This is a genomic window from Pseudomonas sp. LBUM1673 (genome assembly GCF_059695645.1).
The window spans coordinates 2,605,994-2,621,943 of the sequence record NZ_CP166780.1 but is presented as its reverse complement, the minus strand read 5'-3'; the positions used below and the strand labels follow the sequence as shown (position 1 = coordinate 2,621,943).

The window sequence follows — 15,950 nt, the reverse complement described above, 5'->3', positions numbered from 1 at the left end:
ACACTGTAACCAGGGTGAGCAAGCTCAACACCGGCCAGATATACGAATGCAATCGCACTGACGACAGCATTGGAAAAACACATAAGGCCCACGTTTGTATCACCGGCCACGGTCAAATCGAAAGGATGCTCCGCTTTCGTGATCTGCTCAGGGGCGACCCTGTGATCTGCCAGCGGTATCAAGACTTGAAACTTGAACTGGAAGCAAGCAACACCGGCGGCATTGGTGAATACCTGGCACAGAAGGCCCCCTTTATCGACGGGCTTATGGGGGCGGCCTCGACATCCACTCACAGCGATGCAGCCGGTGGTGATGCCGAGCATCTGCCGCCAGAATCATTCCCAGGGCAACATCCCGTACATCGACAAAGTTGAAATGAAACCCCGAGTCCCCGCAGCGGGACAAAGTCAAGACTCCGTGGCAGAAGCGGACTTCAGTTATTCTTCTCACCGGTGAACAATTTTCGAGGCGCTGACCGATATGAGAACCCATTTTGAGATAAGTGATGCCCCTGAGCCCCAGTTCCAGCGTGATGGAAACATTCACCGCATCCCCCATCAGCAGCCGGCGGTAACAGCATGATCGAGGTCACCGAGGTTTCCATTGCCCAACTGCGTGCTGCGCTCGAATCGGGCCAGACCACGGCGGTTGAGCTTGTGCAGGCCTATCTCGTCAGGATCGATGCCTACGACGGACCCGACACCCCCACCGCCCTCAATGCGGTCGTGGTTCGCAACCCCGATGCGCTCAAGGAGGCGCAAGCGTCCGATGCCCGTCGGGCCAAGGGCGAGACGCTGGGTCCGCTCGATGGCATCCCCTATACGGCCAAGGACAGTTATCTGGTGAAGGGGCTGACTGCTGCGTCTGGAAGTCCCGCCTTCGCCAACCTGATTGCTTATCGCGATGCGTTCACGATTGAACGGCTTCGCGCCGCTGGTGCGATTTGCCTGGGCAAAACCAATATGCCGCCCATGGCCAATGGCGGCATGCAACGCGGGGTATACGGACGAGCAGAGAGCCCCTACAACGCTGACTATCTCACCGCCCCTTTTGCATCGGGCTCATCGAACGGCGCAGGTACTGCAACCGCCGCCAGTTTCGCGGCCTTCGGCCTCGCTGAAGAAACCTGGTCGAGCGGACGGGGCCCTGCCTCGAACAATGGTTTGTGTGCCTATACGCCTTCGCGCGGGGTGATTTCGGTGCGCGGGAACTGGCCGTTGACGCCGACGATGGACGTTGTCGTGCCGTTTGCCAGAACGATGGCAGACTTGCTGGAGGTACTCGACGTGGTGGTGGCGAATGATCCCGACACGCGAGGCGATCTGTGGCGGATGCAACCTTGGGTGCCCATTCCGAGCGTCGCCTCGGTGCGTCCCGCTTCCTATGGGTCGCTTGCCGCCAGTACCGATGCACTCGCTGGAAAGCGCTTGGGCGTTCCGCGCATGTACATCAACGCCGATCCCGATGCGGGCACCAGCGATGCACCTGGCATCGGTGGTCCGACGGGGCAGCGAATCAACACCCGTCCCTCGGTGATCGGGCTTTGGGAAGAGGCTCGCAAGGCATTCGAAGCTGCCGGCGCCGAAGTGGTCGAAGTCGATTTCCCGCTGGTCTCCAATTGCGAGGGTGATCGCCCTGGTGCACCGACGGTGTTTAACCGGGGTATGGTTTCCAAAGAGTTCCTTCACCATGAGTTGTGGGATCTGACGGCCTGGGCGTTCGATGATTTTCTTCGGGCCAATGGCGATCCAAAACTGAATCGCCTGGTGGACGTGGACGGACCTCTGATTTTCCCGCACGACCCGGGGACGCTGCCCAACCGGGAGGGCGACCTTGCCGCTGGCATGGACGAGTATGTGCGGATGGCCGAACGCGGCATCACCCCTTGGGACCAGATCACCACGCTGCCTGACGGGCTACGCGGCCTTGAACAGACGCGCCGAATCGATCTTGAGGACTGGATGGATCGGTTGGGGCTCCACGCGGTGATCTTCCCGACGGTGGCCGACGTTGGGCCGGCGAATGCCGATGTCGATCCGAAGTCTGCGGATATCGCGTGGAGTAACGGCGTCTGGGTCGCCAACGGCAATCTCGCCATCCGGCACCTGGGTGTTCCCACGGTCACTGTGCCGATGGGCGTTATGCCGGATATCGGCATGCCCGTCGGGCTGACCTTTGCCGGCCGCGCCTATGACGATTCGACGCTGCTTCGCCTGGCTTCGGCGTTTGAGTCGACGGGGACGAAACGATTGATCCCGCCTCGAACCCCGCCATTGTCGGGTGACAAACAATAGAAATGGCGGGATTGGGGCAGCACACGCTCCAATCCCGCTCGGTAACGGCAAGCTAGAACCGGGCGGCGGCAACCGGTGTTTGCCAACCATCCCTCCACAAGCACTCATCCAGGAACCTCACCACCGTCCCCATACAGCCGACCCGCTCCTCGACATGAGGCATATGGCTGGAGTTCTCGAACAACGCCCAACGCACGTTCGGGATCTGCTCCAGATAGGGTTTGACCACCGTCGGTGTTGCTTCATCGTAGCGACCGGAGATCACCAGCGTCGGCACATTGATGTGCCGCAAGCGGTCGACAATGGTCCAGTCTTTCAAGCTGCCTATCACATGAAACTCCGTCGGCCCGCTCATGGCGTGGTAAACGGTGGGATCGGCATCGACCTGGGCAAAAGTACGCGCCACCTCATCGGGCCAGGGAATGACGCGACATACATGGTTGTCGTAAAAAACCCTTGAAGCTTCCTGATAGGCGGCCGCTTGAAAAGTCCCGGCCCGTTCGTGCTCCAGCAATGTTTCATGCACGCCGGCAGGCAGTAGTTTACGTAAACGGTTGGCTTCCTGAACCCAGACGCGCATATCCGAAGGGGAATTGGCGGCGATCAAGGCCCGTAGCCCCGCAGGTTGCCGTACGGCGTGTTCACTGGCGAGCATGCCGCCCCAGGATTGCCCCAGGAGCGCGTAATTGTCGCTCATGCCGAGATGATCCAGCAGGTTGTCCAGCTCATCGAGAAACAGCTCTACGTTCCAGAATGAGGGGTCTTTTTCCGGTAAATGGGTCGAGCGGCCGTTACCCAGTTGATCGTAATGAACCACCGGATACCCACTCGCGGCGATGTCCTTGAAAGCGTCGACGTAATCATGCGTGCAGCCCGGACCGCCATGCAGAATCACCAGCGGCGTGTTTTTACCGTCGAAGTGACCCGTGACGCGATACCAGGTCTGATAAAGACCAAAAGGGGCGAAGCCTTCGCGTATTCCGATAGATTCCATTTCTTCGTGCCGTCCCTGAGAAACCGTATGGCACACGATAGCGGGATCAGGCCTTCGAAATAACTAGAAGAATAGATAGGTTTTTGCCCTATTTCAGCTATCGAGCAACCGATAGTGGGTGGCCCGAACCACGGCCTGGACCCGATTCTTGGCACCGAGTTTATGCATGGCCGAGGTTAGATGAAGGGTGATAGTGGCCAATGAGCGATTCAGTTGGTCGGCAATCTCTGCGCCGGTCAGGCCCTCTGCCGCCCATTTAAGGCACTCGCGTTCACGCTTGGTCAGGTGAATGGGAGGCGAGTGAGCCTCCTTGCCAAGCAACGGATAGGCCGCTTCCTGCAAGGCGTGGGAAATCAGGCTGAAATCCGCCAGGGTCTGCCGGGCATCGCGCAGGACACTGGGGCTGCTGCCACTACGCAGACCCGTCAAGGAGGCAAAACCGCCTCTGGGCAGATGAATCGGGACCGATACCCCGCAGGTCAACTGCGTGTCTTCCAGATAACTCACCACGGGCGCATGACTCTGACCGATGACCGGCTCCAGCAGGGTGTCAGTCCCGGGCTTGTAGGACCAGACAAAGGGTGAAACGCAATTGAGTGCCACCTGCTGAACAGGGTCGATCTGGTAGTAACCCTCGGTACACCAACGCGCATGCCAATCGGCTGGCGTGTTGCGCAGTTTGAGCACCGAGGGCGTGATCAACTTGCCTTCATGGTCCAGCGGCACCGGGCTGTAGTCGTACACCAAAGCATCAAAGCCCAGCTCCTCGGCCAATAGCAAGGCGCTGTCCATCTGCTCATCCAGGCTCTTGCCCGACAACAGACGGGGATTGAGATCTGATAGCTTGCTCTGCATCCATTGCGCTCCCTAATTAATTTCAATCCTGAAATTCAGCACGTAGAATGCCACGCCTCGGCGAGGGACTGCCAGACAAAACCTATAACAAATACTAGCTTTTGGACACATGACTTACTCAGTAAGGTTGAGCCATTTGGCCAGAGTCCGAACCGGTCAGCATCATAAAGGGAGAGTTGCGATGTGGCGTGAAGTCGAACCGGACCAGCGATATAACGTAGAAGTCGACGGCCACAATCTGGTGGTCTACAGCTTTGGCGAGGGCGATGAAGTCCTGCTGTGCCTCAATGGCGGCCCGGGGCTTCCCTGCGATTATCTGCGTGACGCCCATGGCTGGCTCAAGGACAAGGGCTTGCGAGTTGTCGCCTTCGACCAGCTCGGCACCGGAGCATCTGACAGACCCCAAGACCCGTCCCTCTGGGACATCACCCGTTATGTCGCCGAGGTGGAAACCGTCCGCCAAGCCCTCGACCTGGGCCGGGTGCATTTGATGGGGCACTCCTGGGGCGGCTGGCTGGCGATCGAATATGCCATTTACCACCCTCACGCACTCAAAACCCTGATTCTGGAAAACACGGTAGGCGATATCCCGCACCTGTCTCAGGAACTGGAGCGTCTGCGTGGCGCTCTGGGTAGCGAAACCGTGGCCATGATGCAACGCCATGAAGCCATGGGCACCCTCGATCACCCGCAATACCAAGCCGCTATCACCCTCCTCAACTACCGCCACGTCTGCCGCCTGGACGAGTGGCCCGCGCCGGTCACGCGCTCTTTGGGCGACTGGAACATGGGGCCCTACACAACCATGCAGGGGCCGAATGAGTTTCTCTACATCGGTAACCTGAAAAACTGGAACCGTCTCCAGGAAATGGCCGATTTCACCATGCCGGTGTTGATTACCACCGGCCAGCACGACGAACTGACGCCGGCCTGTGCAATGCGCATGAAAATGGCGCTCAAGGATGCTGCCCTGCATGTGTTCCCCAACAGCAGCCATATGCCCTTCTACGAAGAACCTCACGCCTACTTTCCGGTGTTGCTGGATTTCCTCCAGCGGCACCGAGGTTAGTCGATGAATCTGTCGCGTTACCGTTTCATCCTGTCACGGCCCCTGCAACTGCTACCGGTGCTGTTCGGCATCAGTCTCATCACGTTTGTGCTGGTGCGCTCGATTCCGGGCGACCCGGCACGTGCCCTGCTCGGCTCGCGCAGTACGCCGGAGGGGCTGATCAGGATTCGCGCTCAGTTCGGCCTCGATCAGCCGCTGTGGATGCAGTACTTCTACTTCCTGAAAAACCTGTTCAAGGGCGATCTCGGCCAGTCGTTGCTGTACAAGGTCGACGCCTTGAAGCTGATCAGCACGCGAATCGAGCCCACGCTGTTTCTGGTGCTTGGCAGTGTGCTGCCGGCAATCTTGATCGCGGTGCCGCTGGCCACCGTTGCGGCCCGTAACAAGGGCGGCTGGGGCGACAACCTGATCCGCCTGTTCACCACTGCAGGCCTCGGCATGCCGGCGTTCTGGCTGGGGATCATGTTGATCCTGCTGTTCAGCGTGCAACTGGGCTGGTTCCCGGTTTCCGGCTACGGCCGCTCCTGGCCGGACAAACTGCACCATATGGTTCTGCCCTGCCTGACCATTGCCCTGGCGTTATCGGCGGTGTTGGTACGCAATCTGCGGGCGAGCATGCTGATGGAGCTGCAAGCCGACCACGTCACGGCGGCCCGAGCTCGCGGCCTGCCTGAAGACGCGGTGTTTCGTCGACACGTGCTGCCCAACTCGCTGGTACCCGCGGTCAACTTGCTGGCGGTGAACATCGGCTGGCTGATCAGCGGCACGGTGGTCATCGAGAGCCTGTTCGCCATTCCCGGAATCGGCCAGTTACTGGTCCGTGGCATCTTCACCCGTGACTACATGGTGGTCCAGGGCGTGGCGATGGTGCTGGCCTGCGCCACCGTGGCGGTAAACTTCCTCGCTGATGTGATCACCGTAGCCATCGATCCCCGAGTGAAAACCCGATGAGCAGTCAGGCAACGGCTGCCCCTCGACTGAACCTGCGCCTGGGTTTGCGCAGCCCTCGATTGGCCATGGGATTGGGTTTGGTAATCCTGCTCGGCTGGCTGTTGCTGGCGATCTTCGCACCCTGGTTCGCCCCCTTCGATCCAATCGCCCAGAACACTGATATTCGCCTGCTGGCGCCCCATCTGGCCCACCCGTTCGGCACCGACAATTTTGGCCGCGATGTCTTGTCTCGAGTGATCTGGTCGGCCCGCATCGACTTGCAGCTGGCAGTGATCGGGGTGATTTTCCCGTTTCTGATCGGCACCTGTGTCGGGGCCTTGTCTGGCTATATCGGCGGGCGCTTCGACACGTTCTGCATGCGCCTGATCGATATCATCCTGGCCTTCCCGTTTCTGGTGTTGATGCTGGCCATCATGGCTATTCTCGGTCCCGGCCTGATGAGTTTCTATATCGCCATGGCTCTGGTGGGCTGGGTGTCTTACGCACGCTTGATCCGCTCGCAGATCCTGATACTCAAGGAAAGCGATTTTGCCCTGGCCGCCAAAAGCCTCGGCTTCGGTCATGGGCGCATTCTGTTTCGGCACCTGCTGCCGAACGCAATGTTCGGTTCGATCGTGTTTTCCATGTCCGATGCGGTGCTGGTACTGCTCAACGGCGCGGCGGTCAGCTACCTCGGGCTCGGGGTCCAACCACCGACGGCCGAATGGGGCACGATGGTCGCCGAAGGCCAGAGTTTCATTACCTCCGCCTGGTGGATCTGCACCTTCCCGGGGTTGGCGATCGTCACCCTGGCCATGGGCTTCAGCCTGCTGGCCGACGCTGTTGCCGAACACTTGGGTGAACGCTCATGAGTGCGCCTGTGCTGAAGGTCGAAGAGCTCAGCGTCATCGCCCGTAAGGGTGAGCACGAGGTGACCCTGGTGGATCGCTTGTCCTTTGACCTGGCCGAGGGTGAAGTACTCGGACTGGTGGGGGAAAGCGGCTCCGGCAAGACCATGGCTTGTCGCGGTTTGATGCGTCTGCTGCCGTCGCCAAACCTGCGAGTCGAAGGCACAACCGTGCAGTTGGCCGGAGAAAATCTGTTGCACCTGGACGAGGCTGGCATGCGCCGCATGCGTGGGCGTCAGCTGGGAATGATTTTCCAGAACCCCAGCAGCCATCTCGACCCGTTGATGCGCATCGGCGAGCAGATCGGCGAAGGTATTCGTCTGCACCAAGGCGCCAGCAAACGCGAAGCCCGCGCCCAGGCCATCGACGTACTTCGGCAAGTGGGTATTCCCGACCCGCAGCGGCGAGTCGACAGTTACCCTCACGAATTTTCCGGCGGCATGCGCCAGCGAGCGATGATCGCCGTGGCGCTGGGTTGCAACCCGAAGGTGCTGATCGCCGACGAACCGACCACGGCCCTCGACGTCACGGTGCAAGCGCAGATCCTGCGCCTGCTGCTCGATCTGCGTGACCAGCGTGGTCTGTCAATCATCATGATCACCCATGACCTGGGGGTCGTTGCCCAGACCTGCGACTCGATTGCAGTGATGTACGCCGGACGCTTGTGCGAACACGGCAACAAACACGAGGTGCTGGCCCATCCACGCCACCCTTACACCGCTGGATTGATCGACTGTCAGCCGGCCACCAGTCACGGCCATGCATTGCTCAAAACCATTGCCGGGCAACCGCCCCTGCTCGATGCCCTGCCCCAGGGGTGTCGCTTCAATCCGCGCTGCCAGCAAACCGGCAACCTATGCACATCATTGATGCCGAGTTTGCAGCCCGTCAGCAATGGACACCGCATCGCTTGCCATTACCCCTTGGCCGCGGGAGGTCGCTCATGACCCTGCTCAAGGTCAAGGATCTGCATGTGCGCTTCGCCGCGCCTGGCACTGGTCTGCTGGGCATGAACCGGCAATGGCTGACAGCGGTCAACGGCGTTTCGCTGACCCTCTCGGCCGGAGAAACCCTCGGGCTGGTCGGCGAGTCGGGCAGCGGCAAAAGCAGCCTGGGGCGGGCGATCCTGCACCTTAACGAGATTTACGCCGGGCAGGTGCTGTTCGATGGCGTCGACATGGCCCACGCCGCAAAGATCGACATCGAGAGGCTGCGTCATGAGACGGCGATGGTTTTTCAAGACCCTTACGCCGCCCTCAACCCACGCCTGAGCATCGGCCAGACCCTGGCAGAAGTGCTCCGGGTACAACGCAAAGTGCCGGAACCACTGATTGCCGCCCGAGTCGATGAACTGCTGACCCTGGTCGGTCTGCGCCCCGAGTTGGCTGCCCGCAAACCGCACGCCTTGAGCGGCGGCCAATGCCAGCGTGTCGGGATCGCCCGCGCACTGGCCGTGGAGCCGCGCCTGATCGTCGCCGATGAATGCGTGGCCGCGCTGGACGTGTCCATCCAGGGGCAGATCATCAACCTGCTGCTGGAGCTGCGCCAGCGCATGAACCTGGCGATTGTGTTCATCGCCCATGATCTGGCGATCGTTCGCCGGCTCTGCGATCGGGTGGTGGTGATGTACCTGGGCAAGATCGTCGAAGAAGGCCCCGTGGAGGACGTATTCCGCTCCCCGCGGCATCCTTATACCGCCGCACTGATCCAGTCGATTCCGCAAATCGACCCGGCCCGGGCGCTACCCATTGACCCTTTGCCCGGTGAACCGCCCAGCCCTTTGCAGCTGCCATCCGGATGCGCCTTTCACCCGCGCTGTCGCTACGTTCGTCCCACCTGTAGCCAGGTGGCGCCCCCTACACGTCAACTCGAAGCTCGCCGTTACGACTGCGTGCTCGAGGAGCCGCTGCTTTAAAAAAACGCACTCATCAAGAAGGAGTTTGACCATGATATCCAGGCATTTGAAATTGCTCGCCGCAGCCACGTTGACCGCTTGCACCCTAGCCAGCGGTATTGCTCAGGCGGCTGGTGTACTCACCATCGGTTGCCGTGAAGAAAGCACCACATTCGACCCGATCAAGAGCGCACAAAACCGCGATACCTGGGTGTTTTCCAATGTCTACGACACACTGATCCGGGTCAACAAGGCCGGCAGCAAGATGGAGCCCGGCCTGGCTGAAAGCTGGAAAGTCTCCGACGACGGCCTGACCTACACGTTCAAACTGCGCTCGGCGAAATTCTCCGACGGCTCGCCGATCACGGCCGATGATGCAGCATTCAGCCTGCTGCGTACTCGTGATAACAAGGCCTCACTGTGGAGCGATGCCTACAAGCTGATCGACACGGCGAAAGCCGCCGATCCGCAGACTCTGGTGGTCACCCTGACCACCCCGTCGGTGCCGTTCCTCTCGCAGCTGGCCTCGCCGACCGTGTCGGTTCTCTCGCAAAAGGCCATGACCCGCATGGGCGAGGATGCCTATGCTCAGGAACCTGTGGTGTCAGGGGCATTTTTTGTCAAGGAGTGGCTGCGCGGCGATCGCGTGAAGCTGGAGAAGAACCCGCATTTCTGGCAGGCCGACAAAGTCAGCCTGGATGGCGTGGAGTGGATTTCCATTCCGGACGACAATACCCGGATGCTCAAGGTGCAGGCAGGCGAGCTGGACTCGGCGATTTTCGTACCGTTTTCGCGAGTCGATGCGCTGCGCAAGGATCCCAACCTGACCATCCACTCCGACCCTTCCACTCGGGAAGATCACCTGCTGATCAACCATGAACACGGATTGCTGGCCAAACCTGAAGTACGTCAGGCACTGGACATGGCTATCAACAAGAAGTCGGTGGTTGACACTGTCACCTTCGGCCATGGTCAGGAGGCTTACTCCTACATACCCAAAGACTCGCTTTACCATTACGCCGACAACCTGAAGCGTCCGTTTGACCCGGTCAAAGCCAAGCAGATGCTGGCTGATGCCGGCGCAGCGGGCATGAAGCTGAACTACGTGGTCAATGCCGGTAACGAAGCTGATGAGCAGATCGCCGTGCTGGTTCAGCAGCAACTGGCGGCCGTCGGAGTGACCGCCACCCTGCAAAAGGTCGACCCAACCCAGAGCTGGCAGATGCTGGTCGACGGCGATTACGACCTGTCCGTGATGTACTGGACCAACGACATCCTCGACCCGGACCAGAAGACCACGTTCGTTCTGGGCCACGACACCAACATGAACTACATGACCCGCTACAAGAATGACAAGGTCAAAAATCTGGTGTCGGCGGCCCGGGTTGAAGCGGATCCGGCCAAGCGTGAACAGATGTACGTCGACTTGCAGAAGGTCGCCAAACTGGACGTCAACTGGATCGACCTTTACTACAGCCCGTACATCAACATTTCGCGCAAGAACATAGAAAACTTCCAGCAAAATCCACTGGGGCGTTTCTCTCTTGAGGAGACAGTAAAGAACTAAGGAGCGTTGCGCTGGAGCTAGAGCTCCAGCGCAATCAGTGATTACCCATTCGAGCTCACGATCTTTTTCAGCAAACGGAGTCACCTACATGGAAGTCGTCAATCAGTTGCAGCCGGCAGAGTGTGCAGGCATGGAGGACATCCGGCGCGAGATCGATGCCCTTGATCAAACCGTTATAAAACTGTTGGGCAAGCGTTTTCACTACGTGCTGGCTGCCTCGAAGTTCAAGACTTCGGTGACCTCGGTGCGTGCTCCGGAGCGCTTCAAGGCCATGCTGGCGGCACGTCGCGAGTGGGCCGAAGCCGAAGGCCTGAGCCCGGATGCAATCGAGAAGATGTACAGCGATCTTGTGAACCACTTCATTGCCGAAGAGATGAAGCACTGGGCGGCTCATCAATCTGAAACCTGAGTCCGGTGTCCGGGCTGCACGACTGACTTCGCAGAGTATTCCTACTCCGGCTCAAGTTTGCGCAGCCACCGGGCCGGGTCGTACAAAACACTGCTCGGTAACCGTTGCCCCCCACTGCTGCCCCTCTTGCTCCTGCTCCAATTTAAAACCAAAGTCTTCATACAGTTTACGAGCCACATCAAGGCCTTTGAACGTCCAAAGCCGCGTCGCGCAAAAGCCGCGTTCGTCACAGAACTTTATCGCTTCAGCCAACAAGCGTTTGCCTGCCCCTTGACCTCGCGCTGAGTCATCAAGAATGAAACAGCGCAGAATCGCTTCGCCGCCCTCTCCTTCACCGTCTATTGCGATGGAACCTACCATTCGCTGGCCGTCCAGAGCCGCCCAAACCTCATTGCGTGGATTGTGCAAACGCCCCATCAACTCCGCCATGTCTGATGCAATCAGACTTTCGAACGGCTGGCCGAAGTTCGAATGTCTTGCGTAGTAGTCCGCATGCATTTGCACAATGCGGCCGATTATTCCGGGTCGGTAGCCCCGAGCAATGTCCAGCTGCGCCGGGGGCCGCTGCTCGGTACCGAGTCGATAGGCTTGCAGGGCAACGGCATAGTTGGCGATACCCTCACTCACCGCCCGCTGTTGCTCATTCGTCAAATAAGTCATCGCCGCACCCACCTGTTCCCTGGCGAATGAATCAATGGCTCGCAGGGTCTTCTTGCCCTGCCCCGTGAGTCGCAGTTTCTTGGAGCGCGCATCGTCCTCGTGTGCAACTTCTTCGATCTCGCCGGCCTCAATGAGCTTGCGCACCATTCGGCTCACGCTGGACTTTTCCAGGCCCAGAAGCACCACAAGCTCCCCTGCCGTCAGCGAATCCCGATCCCCAATCTCCACGATTGTGTGAACGGACGAAGGCGGATAGTCCGTCGCCGCCAGCGTGGCTTGCATGAACCCCAACTCTCGCACCATGAGACGCGACGCCGAACGGACTTGGTTAATCAGGTCTGATTGGGAATGGAGCATGGAGAGCACCTCGAACGAAACGATTATTTAGTTGTATAGAACAACCAAATATCCGTCAATTGAGGAGACTCTTATTTGACGAGTCGCTTTTCCTTGGAAGGCCGGTATCCGAAGTACGAGCTGTAGCACTTGCTGAAGTGACTGGGCGACACAAAACCACAGGCAACCAGCACGTCTACCTGGGATAGCTCTGTGTGCTGGAGCAGTCGGCGCGCTTCGGTGATCCGCAACTCCATGTAATATCGCTGCGGCGTTGTCCCGAGCTGTTCCTTGAACAAACGTTCGAGTTGTCGCCGTGAACGGCCGGCGTAGACCGCCAGTTGCTCCAACTCCAGCGGCTCTTCGAGGTTGGCATCCATCAGCTTGACCACCTCTCTTAACGGCGCGCTCACACAGATATTTTCAGCCGGTTTGATGCGCCGGTAGCGAGACTCCTCGAAAGCCAGAATGTCCTCGATACCCTCGACGAGTGCTTTATCGTGTAGTCCCTTGATCCAGTCCAACGCCATATGGAATGCCCCCGAGGGACTGGAAGCGGTGAGCCGGTCTCGATCAATGACATAGGGCTCACTGGTGACGTGCGTTGCCTTGGAGATTTCCGCCAGTGCGGGACGATGTTCGGGGTGAATGGCGCATCGATATCCATCGAGCAAGCCGGCGCTACCCAGGAACCATGCGCCATTCCACAACCCGGCCAGACTGACACCCTGGTCTGCCGCCGCTCGCAACAGGCTGATGAACTCATCAGTCGCCTTCAGCTCTGTCCGGTAGCCGCCGCAAATGACCAGCAGATCCAGGTGTTGGATGGCTGACGAATCGATACGTGCATCCGGCCGAATGACCAGGCCCAGGTCGCTGACGACCTCCCCGTCATTCAAGCCGAACGTTCGGGAAGAGAATGACTTGGGTCGCAGAAGGTTCGCGGTGACAATCGTATCCAGCGCTTGCGTGAACGCGGGCAGCGAGAAGTGCTCAAGCAGCAAAAAGCCTGCCCGTACCATTTGAGCAGGCTCGTTGGGGTTTTCATTCAGATAGCGGAGGTTCTTTCCCTTCATGCCTCCACTGAATTGACGTCGCTCGATCAATGTTCGACCCACTCGGTTAGGTTAACGACCCAGTCGTTTGGTGCGCTGATAAAGCGTCATGCTACCTCCAGAAACTCAAAAAGCCCTAGCGCTGATCAGGCGAGTTGAAAGCCGTAACGAAGCGGGTCTTTATCATCGAAGAAATCTCGAACTCCAATCCATACCGCTGTATCCAATGTGTAGGTCAACGGAGGTAAGCGATATGAACAACGATGATGATGTGGTCGAAACAGATCGTGAGGACAGCGATAGTGACGCCAAAGAGGCAGATCAAACCGATACGCCCTCTCCGACTCAAACCCAGGAGCAGGAGGCTGAGGAGCTCAGTCGAAAAATAGCTGAGATAGAACGGAAAGTGGCGGATGGTAACTAGAAGAATGCCGCAAGGAACGGCCTGGTGCTGCAACTACACCTTCCCGACGGCAGATCAGCGCCGTCGGGAGCGCCTCACCCGTACACGATCGGTCGGGTTGGATCAGTGGCCATTGTGAAGTGCCTGGCAGTCGTTCCAGACCTCGCGTATCAAATCCTTAAGCATTAGCGCTTCAGCCCAGCGATCGGTGATGTCGCGTCCATCGGCACCCGTGATGGCATAGGGTGGCGGGCCGAGTTCACAGGTGAAGGACAGGCTGGCGGGCGTGTTCGGTCGGGCCAGCCAATCCTCGATCCCATAGCGCCACCAGCCCTGGAAACGCTCCAGCCAGAGTTGATGCTGGGCGAAGCTCAGGGGCACCTGGACCTGTTCGCCGTTGGCGACACGACCATGAAAACCCCAACTGTGGCGCAGGATGGTATGGATCTGTTCGTCGTCCTCGGCGGCGGCCGGCTCTGGCAGTTCGCGGCCCACGACATAGTGGGACAAGTCGGCCAACAGCTTGAGATCGGGCATTTGCGCAAGAATGTCGAGGGTGAACAACAAGTCACTGGTGAGGCGATAACGGTGGGTTTCCAGCAGAATCGGGAAGTCCACCTGCTCGGCCAGACGCTGCCAGCCTTCGATCAACTCGATAGCTTGCGCCAGTGTGCGCGGCCTGACGTCTGCTTGCAGCGTGAGATGGTGGCAGCCATAGCGCGAAGCGACATCGATCGCCGCCGCCAGATCATCCACGGTGCGGGGAAACACCTGCCCTTCGATTTGCAGGCCCTGCGCCTTGGCGGCGGCATGCAGGCGTTCGGCATGTTGCGCGACCCAGAAATGGTCGGTGATCCCGTCGAAGCCGGCGGCGGCGATCTTCTCCAACTGCGCTTCGAGGGGAAGATCACATTGGCCGCGGTGATCTTGCATCGCCCAAAGGGACTGAAAGACCAGGAATTCACGCATGTCAGTTCCTCAGCAGTTGTTTGAGCGGTACATCGGCGTCGGCCAGAGCGTCCACCGAAAGGAGGTTATGGTGAGCGATCAGTCGTTCGCACAACTTGATGTCCTTGGCGATGCTATTCCCCTGGCCCCAGCCGCAAGCGCCTTGCAAACGTTGCTCACCATCGAGGTAGAACAACAGGAAACCGCCACCCGGGGTTGCCCGGCTCGCCGAGGGTTCTGTGTTGGTGATCACGCCCACGGTCTGCAGCCCCCAGTCGTATTGATCGGACCAAAAACCGGGAATGACCTCGAAGGGCAGCTCGCCGCCCAACAGATTCAGGGCGGCGTGACGGCCCTGATTCTCGGCGTTGCGCCAGGTTTCCTGACGCTGGAAAACCCCTTGCGGGTGCAGCCGAAACTCACAGACATCGCCCGCCGCAAAGATGTCCGGCGCGCTGGTGCGCAGTTGGGCATCGACGCGGATGCCCTGGCCGACCTCAAGCCCGGCGGCCATGGCCAACTCAGTGTTGGGTTGCATGCCGATGCCCACCACCACCAAGTCGCAGGGCAGCAACTGGCCGTCGACCAGTTGCACGGATTCAACGTGAGTAGTGCCCTGCACCGACTCAACGGCCACGTTCAGCCGGACATCCACACCCTGGCTGCGATGCAGGTCCAGCAGGACGCTGGACAGCCGCTCCGGTAATACCCGCCCCGCCAGACGCGGTCCGGCCTCGAGTAAGGTCACCGTGCAGCCCAAGGCACGGGCGGTGGCGGCGACTTCGAGTCCGATGAAACCGCCGCCGATGATCACCACTCGGGCGTCAGGCTGCAACGAAGCGCGCAGTGCCAGCGCTTCGTCATGGGTGCGCAGATAAAGCACATTGAGCAGATGCTCAGGCACAGAGGCCAGCCTGCGCGAGCGCCCTCCCGTCGCCAGCAGTAAACGGGCGTAGTGCAGCCAGCTGCCGTCGGACAACTGCAGACGATGCTGCGGCGGATCCAGGCATTTCACCGAGTTGCCGGCCAGGTGTTCGATGTCCAGATCGGCGAGCTGAGCGGTGTCGCACAGGCTGTAACCCGCCAGATCGACTGTGCCCTGCAACAACCCCTTGGACAGCGGCGGACGTTCATAGGGCGCGTGGGACTCGTCGCCTATCAGAATCAGGCGACCGCGATAACCTTCGCCGCGCAGGGTCAGGGCCGCGCGGCCACCCGCATGCCCGGCGCCGACGATGACCAGTGGAGCATTGGCAGGATTCATGGCACAGACTCCGTGCAGTTAAACCGTAATGGCGAGCAGCACACGCCCCCCCTCGACCCGGACTTCATAGGTCTTGAGGTTGACGCACACTGGCGCGCCAAGGGCTTTGCCGGAGCGGTAATCGAAACGCCCGTTGTGCTTGGGGCACTCGACGACATGATCCATCACCAAACCATCAGCCAAGTGGATGGACTCGTGGGTGCACAGGCCCGCGGTGGCGAAAAACTCGCTGTTAGCGGAGCGGTAGACGGCATAGGTGTGCTGGCCATGGTCGAAACGAATGACATCTTCGTCGTCGATATCGTCCACGGCACATACATCGATCCATTGATCGGTCATGGCGTTTTCTCTTGTAGTGGTACAG

The 15,950-nt window shown here is 59.5% G+C and carries 17 protein-coding genes; 10 read left to right on the top strand and 7 right to left on the bottom strand.

The window, feature by feature from the left end; translation table 11 throughout:
- Positions 1-14 precede the first annotated feature (14 nt).
- Both ACA044_RS11950 and ACA044_RS11945 read left to right on the top strand, forming a co-directional pair.
- Positions 15-374: a GrpB family protein gene (locus ACA044_RS11950; RefSeq protein WP_497446522.1), complete on the top strand. Its 360-nt coding sequence runs from the start codon at positions 15-17 to the stop codon at positions 372-374.
- Between the two features lie 204 nt (positions 375-578).
- A complete protein-coding gene (locus tag ACA044_RS11945; RefSeq protein ID WP_497446521.1) occupies positions 579-2,294 on the top strand; it encodes an amidase in 1,716 nt (571 codons plus the stop codon).
- Positions 2,295-2,346: 52 nt separating this feature from the next.
- Here ACA044_RS11945 and ACA044_RS11940 read toward each other — a convergent pair whose 3' ends face one another.
- Both ACA044_RS11940 and ACA044_RS11935 read right to left on the bottom strand, forming a co-directional pair.
- Positions 2,347-3,288: a proline iminopeptidase-family hydrolase gene (locus ACA044_RS11940; protein ID WP_497446520.1), complete on the bottom strand. Its 942-nt coding sequence runs from the start codon at positions 3,286-3,288 to the stop codon at positions 2,347-2,349.
- A 93-nt stretch (positions 3,289-3,381) separates the two neighbouring features.
- Positions 3,382-4,143, bottom strand: coding sequence for a LuxR family transcriptional regulator (locus ACA044_RS11935; protein ID WP_497446519.1), 762 nt, complete (start codon positions 4,141-4,143; stop codon positions 3,382-3,384).
- A gap of 181 nt (positions 4,144-4,324) precedes the next feature.
- Between ACA044_RS11935 and ACA044_RS11930 the strand changes: the two genes are divergently transcribed.
- The 7 genes from ACA044_RS11930 to ACA044_RS11900 all read left to right on the top strand — a co-directional run bounded on the left by ACA044_RS11930 (position 4,325) and on the right by ACA044_RS11900 (position 10,920).
- Entirely contained in the window at positions 4,325-5,212 is an 888-nt protein-coding gene (locus tag ACA044_RS11930; RefSeq protein ID WP_497446518.1) for a proline iminopeptidase-family hydrolase, read from the top strand.
- Between the two features lie 3 nt (positions 5,213-5,215).
- A complete protein-coding gene (locus tag ACA044_RS11925; RefSeq protein ID WP_497446517.1) occupies positions 5,216-6,163 on the top strand; it encodes an ABC transporter permease in 948 nt (315 codons plus the stop codon).
- Complete coding sequence (locus ACA044_RS11920) at positions 6,160-7,014, top strand: ABC transporter permease (RefSeq protein ID WP_497446516.1); 855 nt, start codon at positions 6,160-6,162, stop codon at positions 7,012-7,014. Before ACA044_RS11925 ends, ACA044_RS11920 begins: the two co-directional genes overlap by 4 nt.
- A complete protein-coding gene (locus ACA044_RS11915; protein ID WP_497446515.1) occupies positions 7,011-7,997 on the top strand; it encodes an ABC transporter ATP-binding protein in 987 nt (328 codons plus the stop codon). Before ACA044_RS11920 ends, ACA044_RS11915 begins: the two co-directional genes overlap by 4 nt.
- Complete coding sequence (locus ACA044_RS11910) at positions 7,994-8,965, top strand: ABC transporter ATP-binding protein (RefSeq protein WP_497446514.1); 972 nt, start codon at positions 7,994-7,996, stop codon at positions 8,963-8,965. The genes ACA044_RS11915 and ACA044_RS11910 overlap by 4 nt, the downstream gene beginning before the upstream one ends.
- Positions 8,966-8,996: 31 nt before the next feature.
- Positions 8,997-10,511 carry an ABC transporter substrate-binding protein gene (locus tag ACA044_RS11905; protein ID WP_497446513.1) on the top strand — a complete coding sequence of 505 codons (1,515 nt, stop codon included), beginning with the start codon at positions 8,997-8,999 and terminating at the stop codon, positions 10,509-10,511.
- Positions 10,512-10,599: 88 nt separating this feature from the next.
- On the top strand, positions 10,600-10,920 hold the full coding sequence (locus ACA044_RS11900; RefSeq protein ID WP_497446512.1) for an isochorismate lyase: 321 nt from the start codon (positions 10,600-10,602) through the stop codon (positions 10,918-10,920).
- A 51-nt stretch (positions 10,921-10,971) separates the two neighbouring features.
- On the opposite strand, the gene ACA044_RS11895 is transcribed toward ACA044_RS11900, so the two are convergent.
- Both ACA044_RS11895 and ACA044_RS11890 read right to left on the bottom strand, forming a co-directional pair.
- Positions 10,972-11,937 (bottom strand): bifunctional helix-turn-helix transcriptional regulator/GNAT family N-acetyltransferase, encoded by a 966-nt coding sequence (locus tag ACA044_RS11895; protein WP_497446511.1) that lies wholly within the window; start codon positions 11,935-11,937, stop codon positions 10,972-10,974.
- Positions 11,938-12,008: 71 nt separating this feature from the next.
- Positions 12,009-12,992 (bottom strand): GlxA family transcriptional regulator, encoded by a 984-nt coding sequence (locus ACA044_RS11890; protein WP_497446510.1) that lies wholly within the window; start codon positions 12,990-12,992, stop codon positions 12,009-12,011.
- Between the two features lie 232 nt (positions 12,993-13,224).
- Here ACA044_RS11890 and ACA044_RS11885 point away from each other — a divergent pair, with 232 nt between their 5' ends.
- Positions 13,225-13,395 (top strand): hypothetical protein, encoded by a 171-nt coding sequence (locus tag ACA044_RS11885; RefSeq protein ID WP_497446509.1) that lies wholly within the window; start codon positions 13,225-13,227, stop codon positions 13,393-13,395.
- Positions 13,396-13,497: 102 nt separating this feature from the next.
- Here ACA044_RS11885 and ACA044_RS11880 read toward each other — a convergent pair whose 3' ends face one another.
- The 3 genes from ACA044_RS11880 to ACA044_RS11870 are packed head-to-tail and all read right to left on the bottom strand — an operon-like array spanning position 13,498 to position 15,925.
- The gene (locus ACA044_RS11880; protein WP_497446508.1) at positions 13,498-14,343 is read right to left on the bottom strand and encodes a sugar phosphate isomerase/epimerase family protein; all 846 of its coding nucleotides are present in this window, start codon (positions 14,341-14,343) and stop codon (positions 13,498-13,500) included.
- Position 14,344: 1 nt separating this feature from the next.
- The gene (locus tag ACA044_RS11875; protein ID WP_497446507.1) at positions 14,345-15,586 is read right to left on the bottom strand and encodes an NAD(P)/FAD-dependent oxidoreductase; all 1,242 of its coding nucleotides are present in this window, start codon (positions 15,584-15,586) and stop codon (positions 14,345-14,347) included.
- A gap of 18 nt (positions 15,587-15,604) precedes the next feature.
- Positions 15,605-15,925 (bottom strand): MocE family 2Fe-2S type ferredoxin, encoded by a 321-nt coding sequence (locus tag ACA044_RS11870; RefSeq protein ID WP_497446506.1) that lies wholly within the window; start codon positions 15,923-15,925, stop codon positions 15,605-15,607.
- Positions 15,926-15,950: the final 25 nt, after the last annotated feature.